At 34.0% G+C, this 13118-nt stretch carries 13 protein-coding genes and 1 tRNA gene; 10 read left to right on the top strand and 4 right to left on the bottom strand.

What is annotated here, in order from left to right; translation table 11 throughout:
* Positions 1-786: 786 nt before the first annotated feature.
* Positions 787-960, top strand: a complete 174-nt coding sequence (locus tag B2745_RS03180) for a hypothetical protein (RefSeq protein ID WP_304063611.1) — start codon at positions 787-789, stop codon at positions 958-960.
* A 76-nt stretch (positions 961-1036) separates the two neighbouring features.
* Here B2745_RS03180 and B2745_RS03175 read toward each other — a convergent pair.
* Positions 1037-1110, bottom strand: a tRNA-Pro gene (locus B2745_RS03175).
* A gap of 157 nt (positions 1111-1267) precedes the next feature.
* On the bottom strand, positions 1268-1810 hold the full coding sequence (gene msrA / locus B2745_RS03170) for a peptide-methionine (S)-S-oxide reductase MsrA (RefSeq protein ID WP_304063608.1): 543 nt from the start codon (positions 1808-1810) through the stop codon (positions 1268-1270).
* A gap of 133 nt (positions 1811-1943) precedes the next feature.
* Between msrA and B2745_RS03165 the strand changes: the two genes are divergently transcribed.
* Together B2745_RS03165 and B2745_RS03160 are read left to right on the top strand one after the other, a co-directional pair.
* On the top strand, positions 1944-2201 hold the full coding sequence (locus tag B2745_RS03165) for a hypothetical protein (protein ID WP_304063605.1): 258 nt from the start codon (positions 1944-1946) through the stop codon (positions 2199-2201).
* A 78-nt stretch (positions 2202-2279) separates the two neighbouring features.
* On the top strand, positions 2280-2729 hold the full coding sequence (locus B2745_RS03160; RefSeq protein WP_304063602.1) for a tail fiber domain-containing protein: 450 nt from the start codon (positions 2280-2282) through the stop codon (positions 2727-2729).
* A 220-nt stretch (positions 2730-2949) separates the two neighbouring features.
* On the opposite strand, the gene trxA is transcribed toward B2745_RS03160, so the two are convergent.
* Positions 2950-3246: a thioredoxin gene (trxA, locus tag B2745_RS03155; RefSeq protein ID WP_026904435.1), complete on the bottom strand. Its 297-nt coding sequence runs from the start codon at positions 3244-3246 to the stop codon at positions 2950-2952.
* A 301-nt stretch (positions 3247-3547) separates the two neighbouring features.
* On the opposite strand from trxA, the gene B2745_RS03150 reads away from it, so the two are divergent.
* Positions 3548-4219, top strand: a complete 672-nt coding sequence (locus B2745_RS03150) for a TIGR04282 family arsenosugar biosynthesis glycosyltransferase (protein WP_304063600.1) — start codon at positions 3548-3550, stop codon at positions 4217-4219.
* A 46-nt stretch (positions 4220-4265) separates the two neighbouring features.
* A complete protein-coding gene (locus B2745_RS03145; protein WP_304063597.1) occupies positions 4266-7280 on the top strand; it encodes a TonB-dependent receptor in 3015 nt (1004 codons plus the stop codon).
* A gap of 37 nt (positions 7281-7317) precedes the next feature.
* Here B2745_RS03145 and B2745_RS03140 read toward each other — a convergent pair whose 3' ends face one another.
* Positions 7318-8073 carry a DUF547 domain-containing protein gene (locus B2745_RS03140; protein WP_304063594.1) on the bottom strand — a complete coding sequence of 252 codons (756 nt, stop codon included), beginning with the start codon at positions 8071-8073 and terminating at the stop codon, positions 7318-7320.
* Positions 8074-8087: 14 nt separating this feature from the next.
* On the opposite strand from B2745_RS03140, the gene B2745_RS03135 reads away from it, so the two are divergent.
* The 5 genes from B2745_RS03135 to B2745_RS03115 are packed head-to-tail and all read left to right on the top strand — an operon-like array spanning position 8088 to position 12664.
* On the top strand, positions 8088-9326 hold the full coding sequence (locus tag B2745_RS03135) for an ABC transporter substrate-binding protein (protein ID WP_304063591.1): 1239 nt from the start codon (positions 8088-8090) through the stop codon (positions 9324-9326).
* Between the two features lie 41 nt (positions 9327-9367).
* Positions 9368-10180 carry an ABC transporter permease gene (locus tag B2745_RS03130; RefSeq protein WP_304063588.1) on the top strand — a complete coding sequence of 271 codons (813 nt, stop codon included), beginning with the start codon at positions 9368-9370 and terminating at the stop codon, positions 10178-10180.
* Positions 10170-10943: an ABC transporter permease gene (locus tag B2745_RS03125; RefSeq protein WP_304063585.1), complete on the top strand. Its 774-nt coding sequence runs from the start codon at positions 10170-10172 to the stop codon at positions 10941-10943. Before B2745_RS03130 ends, B2745_RS03125 begins: the two co-directional genes overlap by 11 nt.
* The gene (locus tag B2745_RS03120) at positions 10943-11659 is read left to right on the top strand and encodes an ABC transporter ATP-binding protein (RefSeq protein ID WP_304063583.1); all 717 of its coding nucleotides are present in this window, start codon (positions 10943-10945) and stop codon (positions 11657-11659) included. Before B2745_RS03125 ends, B2745_RS03120 begins: the two co-directional genes overlap by 1 nt.
* A 3-nt stretch (positions 11660-11662) precedes the next feature.
* Positions 11663-12664 (top strand): radical SAM protein, encoded by a 1002-nt coding sequence (locus tag B2745_RS03115; protein WP_304063580.1) that lies wholly within the window; start codon positions 11663-11665, stop codon positions 12662-12664.
* Positions 12665-13118: the final 454 nt, after the last annotated feature.

Below are 13118 nucleotides of genomic sequence, written 5' to 3'. Positions count from 1 at the left end.
GGATTTAAACACAGTTCATAGCGAGCAAAGCGAAGCTATCTCTTCATGCAAGGCTATCACGATTACTCTGTCATAGCGAACACAGTGAAGCTATCTCTTCATGCAAGACTATCCCTCCATACAGGTTATAAAAGAGACTGCCACGTACCTCGCAGTGACAAACTACTATATCTTTTCATACAGCATGACTAGTTGGTAGGGATGCTGCAACCTTCCCCTTCCGTCATGTTGAGGTCTAATATATTTCATATAAATCAATATGAAATGACGTTTTTTATAAAATTAAACACCTCTGATAATCAAATCATTATAAAAAACGTCAATGGTAGCACAGTGAAACATCTCAAAAAAAAGTCTACAACTTACAAGTAACCACCCAGCTCCGTGTCCTCTGCGTCCTCAGCGGTTAAAACATTAAAATCTAACCGTTAGGTTAATACCTAACCACCTAACCACCCAACTCCCGATAGCTCAGGACTACCCCCCTAACACATACATCACACATAGATCACACATATCAATCCGAAGGAGCTCCGAAGGGAGAAAACACCAAAAACCACACTTTTCATCATTTTCACCCCATTTCAGTAACAAGAGCAGGAGCAGTAGCAGGAGCTGATAGGTTCTATTATGTTCTATAAAGGTTGCATAAGGTTCTATTTGGTTCTTTTGAAAGGATAGCTATAAGATATTAATAATCAACGTTTTAGGTTTGTCATATCCAAAGCGTCATACCGGTAGCAGTACAAAGACAGGTTTATTTTTTTTACTTAAAATTTTAACAACATGGCAAAGTCAAGAAACAACGTCATCACACATGGTTTATCAGGATTAGTAGGAGATTTATTAGCCTTTAGACAAAGAGAAGGAAAACAATTCAGTACTAAATCGTCCAAAAAATATACACTTAATGTCTCTCCCCAACTTTTACGCTTGATCCCTTTTACGCTTGATCCATAAACAGCCGATATAGACAACAAAAAAGCCTCTAAATTTTATATTTAGAGGCTTTTGAACTCATTTATAATGAGTTGAGTCGGGGTGGCAGGATTCGAACCTACGACCTCCACATCCCAAATGTGGCGCGATACCGGGCTACGCTACACCCCGATGAGGGTTTTGAGAACAACTTTAGAACCCGTGTCTTTTTTCTAAAGTGGCACAAATGTAGGTTTTAATTATATCTCCTGCAAATTAAAATTAAAAAATACTGTGAACTTATTCATAAACAGCACTTTATTTTTGAGAGAGCTTATTTGAGCTTTTGTTAAAGTAATTCTGGCTTTATTTTATCTTTAAAATGCTGCAGGAGTTTAACCAGTTTAGGCTCTATTACAGCCATACAGTAAGGCTGGTTTCTATTTCTGATAAAATATTGATGATGATAATCTTCTGCTTCGTAAAATACAACAGCCGGACTAACTTCTGTTACAATGTTATCGGTGTAAACTCCATCATCATTTATCTTAGCTATAACTTGATGCGCTATTTCTGCTTGTTGATGATCCTCATAAAAAATTACAGAACGGTATTGTGTACCAACATCAGCACCTTGCCTATTTAATGTTGTTGGATTATGCGTATAAAAAAATACATACAATAAATCTTCTAAACTTAGTAATTCATCGTCATAAGTAATTTGTATAACCTCTGCATGTCCGGTTGCCCCGCTACAAACTTGTTCATAGGTTGGATTTTCTCTTTTTCCACCCATATATCCAGGCTTTATATCTTTTACACCTTGAATAGCCGTAAACACAGCTTCTGTACACCAAAAGCATCCCCCGCCTAATATTATTTTTTTTGTCATTTTTTTGTTTAAAATTTTGATTTAATATGATTTAGGCAATATGTTTGCTTCTCTATTTTTAAACAAGCGTTATTAGCAAATGTTTAGCAAGATCATTAACATATTTCTACTTTGCCTGATATTTATGATGCCCATGAATATAAGCACAGCTGTTTTTGCCACAGGCAATTCAGAAAAAGTATATGTTGATGTTAATCAAACCGAAGAAAACTCACAAGAGCATACTAATGGTGATTCTGAATCTGAGGAACTAACAGGTTCTGATGAGTTATTTAATCATGAAGGTTTTAGTCTGGTTATGTATAGAGCGATTAAAAGCACTCCACTGCAATCACCAGTTTTTCTGCCTGATAGAAGCCTCTCTTTACCCGAGCTCCCTCCAGAAGCTTAAATAGAATTTTTTACATTCAATTTAAATCTTTATTACATCATTAATCTTATTGTTGAATTCGACCAAATATATATCATTATGAAAACTTCATTCATTCTTAAAACTGCTATGATAGGCTTTTTTGCCACTGTATTAACTTTAAATGTTCAAGCTCAAAAAATTGAGGAAAGTGATTTAAAAGTTGATATATCTAAAATTACAAATCCAACAGAAAAGTTAAATGCTTTAGAGCCTATAACTTTTAAATACGATGTAGATAAATATAAATATTTGAGACTACCATCTGGCAACCAGTATGGATTTAAAACAAATGGAGTGAATACCCAATTGCCAGGTATCGTTACAGAAACTTCTAAAATGTATCCGGCAGGAAAAAATCAATCTAAAGTTGCCAAATATGAAGAAGTGCAAATGAATAATCTAATTCCTGTACTGGTAGCTGCAGTGAAAGAGCAGCAAACCGAAATAGAATTGTTAAAAAGAGAGATAGAGCGCTTAAAAGTAAAATCTGCCCAATTGATTGATTAATTTAAGTTTTTGATTAAAGAAGCTGTCTCCAAAATCATATTTGTCACACTGAGTTGACCTTTGTTGTCATCCTGAGCGAAGTCGAAGGAAATGTCATCCTGAGCGAAGTCGAAGGATAAGAAAAGGCTTCGACTCCGCTCAGCCTGTTACAACATGGTAATTTTAGACAGCCTCTTTTTTATGTTTTTAAAAATGATCTATGAAGATGTTATCTGAAAATTTAGATTGTTTTTTGAATCAGCTTCAGAAGTTCATGAACAGGTACCACACCAGATTGTCTCCATTTTACTTCCCCGTCTTTAAATAAAATTAAGGTAGGTACGCCCTGTACATGATAAGCTGCTGCTGCCTGTGGGTTTTTATCAACATCAATTTTGATAATGGTTGCGCTATCTCCAACCTGTTTTTTTAAATCATCTAACATAGGCGACATCATTTTGCAGGGGCCACACCATGTAGCAAAAAAATCTACCAAAACAGGTTTTCCAGAATTTATAATTTCTTTAAAATTTGCCATTTCTTGCGCTCCTTTCTCTAAAATATCTTACAATAGTTGCCATGTTTAAGGCTAAATAAACCACCAACACAATTAATAGCCCTTTTATTTTACCCAGCCTTAAGCCTAATAAAATTAAGAAACTAAGTGCAATAATATGTCTGTAGAATTTAAACTTTCTCAATTTGTAATAGGGGTTTAACCATACAAAGTTATCAATCTAAAGCTATATCAATATTTTTATCTAATTTGGAAACATTTTAAGAATATGAAAACCATAAGCGCTACTTACACGTAATTATTGCTGAAAACAAACTAAAGGATGCATAAAACTGCTATTATTCTTTTTGCCGAATTACCCGATATAGAAGCTAGGAAAAAGCAGTTTTCTCATTTATCATCTTTTTTAGCCTCAAAAAAAATATCTGCAGCGCTAACCAAACATACACTGAGTTTAGTAAGCCGTTGTAAAAGAGATTTTTACTGGATAGATTCCTTAAAGCAACATGGTGATTCGTTTGGCGAAAAAATTACCAATGCTTTCCATGATATTTTTAGTAAGGGCTATCAGCATATCATTTGTATTGGTAATGATACCCTTCAGCTAGATGATCAGCATCTATCAGTAGCAATAGATGCGGTTGAGCGCCAGCAAGTTATATTAGGGCCTAGTAAAGATGGAGGTACTTATTTAATAGGACTATCTAAAAATAATTTTAATCCTATACTTTTTAAAAGTATTAAATGGCAATCTTCACACACCTACAAAAATTTAAAAGAGGTATTTGCCGACGTAGAATTGGTTGAAACAGCTTTACTAGAAGATTTTGATCATTTTAGTATGCTGAAAAAGCTTCCTAAAAGTTCCATCCTATCTTTTATAAAAGCGCTGATTATAGCCTTTAAAAATAATTTCGCAACTTTTGTTTGGCTGCATGATGAAACATTTTTATATCGCTACAAAGCATTAAGAGCACCTCCGGCAATAGCCTAATCTCCCTTTATTTCATATTTAAACAATACTTCATCTTAAATTTTTCATGAAAAGAATTATACTTTCTTTATTAACCCTATTTTGGGCAGTAAACCTATTTGCACAAAGTAGTGTAAACGTTTTGCTTAACACAGAAGATAAAAAGCCCTTATCTGGCTATAACATCACTTTAACAAATTTACTTACCGACTCTAGTTTTACAGCAATAACCAATAAAAATGGTTTGGTAATGTTTAAAAATGTAAAACAGGGCGAGTATCAAATACAAGCCCTATCAAAACTTAACTATGCTATAGAAAGCAGAACATTAGTTGTTGATAGCGCTTTAGAAACCAACATCACTTTAATAGCCAGAAAAAAGGATTTTCAGGAATTGAATGAAATAAGTGTGATTGCTGATAAAGCTTTAAAAATAAATAAAACGGATGCTGCTGTATCATCTTACATCAGTAAAAAAGAAATCCAAAACCTACCTATAGAAGGCCGGGATGTGACCAAAAGTTTATATCGTTTACCCAATTTAACCATATCTACTTTAGGTTATAACGAGGCACCTACCATTGCTATAAACGGATTAAGCGGTATTTATACCAATTATATGATTGATGGCTTGGATAATAACGAACGCTTTTTAGGTAATTCTAAATTTAACACCCCTTTTGGCTTTACAGAAAGCATTACGGTTTTAACCAATAACTATTCTGTAGAATATGGAAACACCAGTAATGGTATTGTAAACGTTGAAACACGCTCTGGTAGTAATGATTTTACAGGCGAAGTATTTTATTTAACCAGACCCGGTTCTATTGTAGATAGTCGCTCTGCTTTTGCTTCTTTAGATTTATACGGAAACCCTGTTAAAGACGGTTTCCAGAGGCAACAATTGGGTGTAGGCTTAGGTGGCGCACTAAAAAAAGACAAAACTTTTTTCTACCTAAACTTTGAACAAACCTTTGACATCAAAGACAATCTTTTAAACGTACCAGAGTTAGGTGTAAATGAAGCGATTAGAGGAAATAATAGTTTCAGTTATTTATCTACTAAAATAGATCAAATTTGGAGCGATAAATTTAAAAGCAGCCTAAGAGTTAATTATGGTAGTTTTGATGTAGACCAACAAGGTGGAGGTTTAACTGGTGGTAACAATTTCCCATCATCAGCATCGACACAAAAAAACAGAACCTATTTAATAGCCTTAAAAAACAGTTATCAATTAGGCGCTAGATTAAAAGGAGAAACCAACTACCAAAACAGCTATTTCAGATGGAACTATCGTGATAGACCAAATATTGGTAAGCCTGGTGTTTCTGTACAAGATCTAACTGGCAGAACTATAGCCACCATAGGCTCTATAGATTATATCTTTGATGATGATGAATACACCAACCAGATTCAACAAAAATTTAGATTAGAAGCAGGAAAACACAACTTTTTATTTGGTACAGAGTTTACTACCTCTAATTTTTCTTTGTTGGGTGCCGGTAACTCTTATGGTTTTTATACGGTAAGACTTAACCCACAACAATTGGCAGATTTGAGAGCCAGAAATATAGGCTCGGCTTTAGATATTGATGATATTCCGGCTGATGTTGATGTATTACGTTATCAGGTAGATTTAGACCAAAGCAGATTTGGTACCCGCCAAAACGTATTTAACCTGTATGCCGAGGATAACTTTAAGCTTAATGATAAACTTGATATTAATTTGGGTGTGAGGTTTGATTATGATAACCTTTCTAAGGCAGGTAGTACTCGTGGAGATTGGAATAACATAGGCCCAAGAACAAGTTTCAATTACAAACTGGATGATAAAAATGTCATTAGAGGTGGTATTGGTCGTTTTTACGATAAAATCAAATACTCGGTAACTAGCGATAATTTACAGTTCAGCAATAACTCACCTAATTTTAAATTACAACTGGCAGAGCTGCAACGTCTGGGTAAACTAGACCCAAATGCAGATTTAGACAGAATTACACACCCTGGTAATTTAAGAGCCGTTTATGCTGATTTAGATAATCTAGCCAATAATCCTGATTATTTGAAAGGTCCGAGCTCACAGGAAGCACAAGCCAAAAGGGCAAACCAATCTAATACCAATTTTAGAATCAAAAATCCAAACGGGTATCAGAACCCGTACTCAGACCAAATCAATATTGGTTACCAAAGAAAAGTAAATGAAAACATCATTTTTTATGTTGATTTGCTAAGTTCTGCAACCAATAACTTATTCAGGATAACCAATCTAAATGCTGCACCAGAATATAGTCCTGCTGTAACAGGTGAGTTTAGATCTGCTAATGCAGCAAACGCTGATAGGCCTGTACCTATTAAAACCGTAGGTGGGCAGTTTGTAGCCGTAATTAATGGTCTAGATTATTCTGGTATTGCCAGAGACGTGTTTATGACAGAAACCAAAGGTAAGGCTAGATACCTAGCAGCAAACTTTGTTTTACAAAAAGAGAAAAGCGCAACAGACCATTTTTCTTACCGTCTTTCTTATTCCTTATCTAAATCTAAAGTAGATGCCGAGGGTATTAACTCAAGAGCTGCCGATGGAAACAATTGGGCTGCCGAATATGCTTTTGCTGATAATGATAGAACACATGTTGTGAATGCCTTGGTAACTTGGTATCCTGTTAAAAACTTAACCATTACACCTGCTATGTTACACCAGAGTGGACAACCCGTAACACGTTATGCTATATTATCACAATGGGGTGGTGTTGCCGATGTTAATGGTAACGGAGAAATTCCAGCCGGTTTACCTGCCGATATACAGCCAGGAGAAACACGTAATAATGATAGATTACCAAGTGCAACAACATTTGATTTATCAACAAAATATCGCTTAAAACTTAAAAACAAAGCTGGTATAGAATTTTCTGCAGATGTTTATAACCTTTTAAACGCTAAAAATTTAACCGGTTTCGCAGCTACTAAAGCGGCAAGTAATATGGTACAGCCAGGGTCAAGAAGTAGCAATAATTTTAACATAAGAGCTGCTGCGCCACCTCGCCAGTTCCAGTTTGGAATGCGCTATATATTTGGAAATTATTAATGATAATCGAGCTTTTACTTTTAAAGTAAAAGCTCGATTACTTACCATTTAAGCTGCAGTTATAAGGCATAAAAGTATAGGATGATGGATAATTTAACGGATGTTTACTGTATTTATTTAACCAAGTGATAAAAGAAGAATCATCAGTAAAATGGGTAGCAAAATCATCCCAATACCAACTAAATAAGCTTGATACTTCTAAAGGGGTGCTATCAAGTTTATTTTTACGAGGATCGTTTATAAAAATTCTGGCCTGATCATCCAGTTGTTCTTTAACATGTTGAGCAGTATAGGCTTCATTTCTAAAATGCGGACAAGAAAAAGAGGCACAAACTAAAGCAAAATGGATATAAGGTTCTTGTATTTCTTTACGTAAAATCTCATGTTCTATCTTGTCTAAAGTAAAAGCATCATCACCTATTTTAAAAAAGGGGATTTTCCATGGAGAATCATACACTTGGTGATGAATATCTTTGATAGATTGCACACCGTAATGATTGATGATTAATTTTACCGTAAAAGCATTGTAAGCATTTATCCAGTAGGCAATTTTCTCTTGGCGTGTCCAATCTGCTGTTGGTGGATAAGTACTTATGATTTCAAGATATTGATTTAATAAATGTTCCTTAGATTTAAAACCTTGATAATCTACAAAGCCATCATCAGTAATAAATTGTTTAATCAAATTATTCCAAATTTGGTGTTGATGTAAATCCTTATCAGAAAATGTAGTGCTATCGGCCTCAACCATTATTATTAAATTTTGTATAAATATATACGCTAAAATCATCATAAAGATTTAAAAGAATGATTAACAGAAAAAAGAATATCATTTTATTGACCTTCCTTTTTATAGGGAGCATCATAAATGCTTGTAAGCAAAATCAAAGTAATACGCAGCAAGATAGCTTGATGACCCAATCTTGGGAAGAAATAGAGCAAAAAGCAAAGGGAACTACCGTTGTTTTCATGAAGTATCTGGGCGATAAAAAAGCGAATAAACATATAGATGAATATGTGGTACCAACCGTATTAAAAAGGTATGGTATTACTTTAAAAATCATCCCCGGCCAAGGAAATGAAATTGTAAATAGTATCATGACGGAGCAAGAAGCGGGCTTAGCAGAAGGACAAACAGATATGGTTTGGATAAACGGCGAAACCTTTTATCAATTGCAGCAGATAAAAGGTTTATATGGCCCTTTTACAGATAAACTCCCCAACTCTAAATACATCAATTATGAAGATCCTATCATTAAATATGATTTTCAGCAAGCTATCAATGGTTATGAAGCACCTTGGGGTAAAGCTTCTTTTATTGGTATCACAGATGCTGCCAGAGTAAAAAATATCCCACAAAGTATGCAAGATTTTGAGGCCTATTGGAAAGCTCATCCAGGTAAGTTTACTATCCCGCTAGATTTTTCTGGCTATACTTTGTTGAAATCCTGGTTAGTAGAAATTGCTGGTGGCATAAAAGAATTAGATGGCGATTTTAGTCAGGAAAAATATGATAAATATGCACCGCAACTTTGGGATTTTATCAATAAAAACAAGAAATATTTTTGGAAAAATGGCACAACTTTCCCAGCTAGCAATGTTACAGTTTCGCAAATGTTTGGCTCCGGCGAGCTTAATTTTGCTTTTTCCTTTGGTATTACAGCTATAGATAAGGGTATTAAAGAAGGTTTATTCCCTGCTACTTCTAAAGCTTTCGTTTTCAAAGCAGGTAGTATACACAATACTAGCTATTTAGGAATTCCTTACAACGCACCAAATAAAGAAGGTGCTTTAGTGGTGATTAATTTTTTGCTCTCACCAGAAGCACAAATCAAAAAAAGTGACATTAATAACTCTGGTGGAATGCCAGTTTTTGATTATCAAAAACTGGAAAAACAATGGCAAGATCAATATCAAGCACTTCCAAAAATTAAATATGGAATGAGCGAAGAAGCTATACAAGAAAAGGCTATTAAAGAAACACATTCGCAATACATGATTAATGTAGCTGCCGATTTTAGAACTCAAGTAATAGAAAAACCTTAATGTTTAAACCCTTAAATAAGACATTAAATTTTAGCATACTGATGCTATTTACATTATTACCTTTGCTTGCAGGTTTAGGTTATGCTATAGCTTATAGTTTTGGTTTGGTGGGTGTGCTTAACAAGGGTTTTACCTTAGAAAATTGGAAAATACTATTTTCAACATCAGAAGTTTATATTTCTGTTTTGTATACCAGTTGGTTAGCTTTTGCCTCTTTAAGTATTTGTATATTTATCTCTTTAGCTGTGGTATTAGCTTTTCCTAAAAAATTTAAAAGCGGAATATTTTCTTATTTGGTTTATATGCCCCTGGCTTTCCCTTCTATCGTTGCTGCATTTTTCTTCTTTCAGTTCTTAAGTAATGCAGGCATTCTTGCTAGATTGTGCCACCAGTTAGGTATCATTAATCAGATTAGTGATTTTCCAAATTTAGTTAATGATAGTTACCATATAGGTATCATCAGCACACAAACCTTTTTAAGTTTACCTTTCTTTATCTTATTATATGCTAGCTTATATCAAGCCGAAAAACTAGAGGATTATCAGAAGTTGGCTTATGCTTTAGGCGCAAGTAAAAAACAAACCATTTTTAAAATCAGTATCCCTATACTGCTAAAAAGAAGTTTACCAAGCATCATCATTTACTTTATTTTTAAGTTGGGTTCTTATGAAGTGCCGTTGTTATTAGGGAAATCTAGTCCAGAAACTATTTCTGTTTTAGCCGTAAGGAAATTACAGAAATTTAATCTTCTTGATATTCCACAAGGCTATGCTATAGCGGTTATTTATGCCTTTTTGGTACTTCTTTTATTGTTTATAGCCTTTAAAAAATCAAAACACCAGTATGAAGTATAGCATCAAATATTTTATATTACTGATGTTGGCTTTGGTTTTTACCTTGCCCATTGCAATACTTTTCTTGTTGTCTTTTTCGCAAAAGTGGGTATTCCCAAAACTGTTACCAGAGAAATTAACCTTAGAAAACTGGACAGTTATTTTGGGTGATGGCCATGTGATCAGCAATAGCTTTGTTATATCATTAAGTATTGCACTATTTGTTGCCGGCAGCGCTACCATTCTAGGTTTTGTGCTAAGTAGGTATATTGCTTATCATCCAAAAAGGAGATTACTTACTTTTTTAACTTATTTCCCTTTTGCGCTTTCTCCTGTAATTTTTGCCATTTGCTTAAAATACTACTTCATAAAACTAGGTTTGATTGGAAACTTATATGGAATTGTTTTAGCGCAACTCATTATTGCTTTACCCTATAGCATTATATTTTTCTTAAGCTTTTGGAACCAAAAAGTATTAGATTATCAAAACTTGGTTTACACTTTAGGAGGTAAGCAAAAGCAAGCATTTCTATACATAACTTTACCCCTTGCCAAATCATTTCTTGTCATTTGCTTTTTCCAATGTTTTTTAATTTCTTGGTTTGAGTATGGTTTAACCAGTATTATTGGTTATGGTAAAATAAGTACTTTAACCATTCATGTTTTTCAGTTTATAAACGAGGCTAATATTTTTTATGCTGCATTAAGCTGCTGTTTGCTTATTTTACCTCCTGTAATTTTATTGTGGTTTAACAAAAGATTCATCATTCAACAAAAAGGCTAATGTTTTTAGAGGTAAAAAATATCAGTAAAAAGTTTAAAAGCCAGCAGGTACTTAAAGAAATTTGTTTTGATGTAGATGCACATCAAACTTTAAGTGTTTTAGGTAAAAGTGGCTGTGGTAAATCTACCTTATTAAAAATTATTGCAGGTATAGAAACAGCCGATGGCGGAATGGTGAATTTACAAGGTCAGAACGTTTTAGCATTACCTGCGCAAGAACGTAAAATTGTTTACCTTTTTCAGGAAGCTTTGCTTTTTCCAAACATGAATGTTTTTGAAAACATAGCTTTTGGTTTAAAAATTAGAAATACAGAAAAGCACATCATAAAAACGAAAGTTAAAGATATGCTTTCACAGTTGGAGTTAGATGGCTTTGATAAAAAGATGCCACATGAGCTTTCTGGCGGACAAAAACAGCGTGTTGCCTTTGGTAGAGCGCTTATTCTTAATCCACCTTTAATTTTATTAGATGAACCATTTAGTAGTTTAGATGTAGAAACTAGAAGTAACATGCAGCAGCTTTATAAAAAGATTGCTAAAGAATATCAAATTACAGCTCTTTTTGTAACGCATGATTTAAAAGAAGCTTTATTAATGGGCGATAAAATCTGTTATATGGAAAATGGCGTATTAGAAGTATATAAGGATAAACAAAGTTTTATCCGCTCGGAAAAAACTGGGGTACAAAATGAAATCAACTTTTGGAATAATCTTTAAACTATGAGAAACGATTATAACACTTACGGAACCATATATTGGGTATTTACCCAGCTTTGTAATGATGAATGCGACCATTGTTACAATGATTCTGGGCCTAAAGGTAAGCGCATGACTGATGAGGAGTGTTTACAGATTATTCATCATTTGCCAGAAAAATTAAGTAAAATTATTTTAAGTGGCGGCGAGCCCTTAGCAGATAGAAAACAGCTTTACCTGATTATTGATACTTTAATAGCAAAGTATGGTCAAGATTTAAAAATTACCATACAAACCAATGGTGATTTAATGACTGGTAAAATTCTGGATATTTTGCTGGAGAAAGGTGTTAAAGGATTTAGTATTGCCAGTTTAGACAGATTTCATAAGCATGCCGGAGCAAAACTTAATATCTTAAAAGAGTTGTTTGATAGCCGAGGTTTGGTAGATATTATGCCTTATATTAAAGTAGGTGTTAAAGACGAAGAAAAGCGAGCTAAACTTGACCCCAATTGGCGTACCTACTCTTATTTTGGAGCAAACGAGGAAATGTGGCTGGGTGGTAATTGGGCAAGAGGCAGAGCCTTTACCAAAGACTTATGGATGCAAAATCATTTACATAACTTTTGTAACATACAATCAGGAGCTAAAAATTTCTTAGGCGGTCATCAAGATGTGATTGAGGAACTGAGCATCCAACTATGGGCCATAAACCCATGTTGTCCTGGCACAAAAAAAGCTTTAGGCGATGCCAGAAAAGAAAAAATAGCCGATGTATTGCTAAAAGTAAAAGAATCTGAAATTTTTAAAGCTTTAAATGACGGCGAACCTTATAAAATGGGAGAAAGTATTGGCGTAAGCGAGGCTTATGCCGTAGAAAGAGGAAAAAAGCTTCAAAATATTTGTTTATGGTGTGATGAGTTTTTTGATAAGCATTATCACATGGATGAGCTAAGAGCAAAAACCGCAGATGAAGCTGTTACAGACAGCTTTATTAAACTACCAGTTATTGGTAGTAACCTATAAAATTAATGGGCTATTAAACTTAAGAATGAGACTTTTTAAAATCACCATTTTGTGTCGGGATGAGGTCTAATATATTTCATATAAATCAATATGAAATAACGTGTTTGTAAAATTAAATACCTCTGATAATCAAATTATTATAAAAAACGTCAATGGTAGCAGAGTCGAAGTCTTTTCTGATTCTTCAACTTCACTCAATTTGACAAATATGATTTTTGACAAAATCCTCTCTCATTGAGCAGATGCTAAACTGCTCGACAAATATCAAAATTTCAAAATGCATAAGGTAAGATTCATAACATCATTGAACTAAGCTTTTTGTAAATTGGTGGTATTAAAAGAGGAGCGAACTTTTTGGAAAGTTCGCTCCTCTAGTTTAGCTTTCTGCTATATTTATATAAAAGGAGGCTTAAATCATTAATGACCGCCTTCTGCTTCAATTTTATTGACATCA

This window comes from Pedobacter glucosidilyticus (genome assembly GCF_002483235.1).
Taxonomy (GTDB): Bacteria; Bacteroidota; Bacteroidia; order Sphingobacteriales; family Sphingobacteriaceae; genus Pseudopedobacter; species Pseudopedobacter glucosidilyticum_B.
This window is presented reverse-complemented; position numbering and strand designations above follow the sequence as displayed.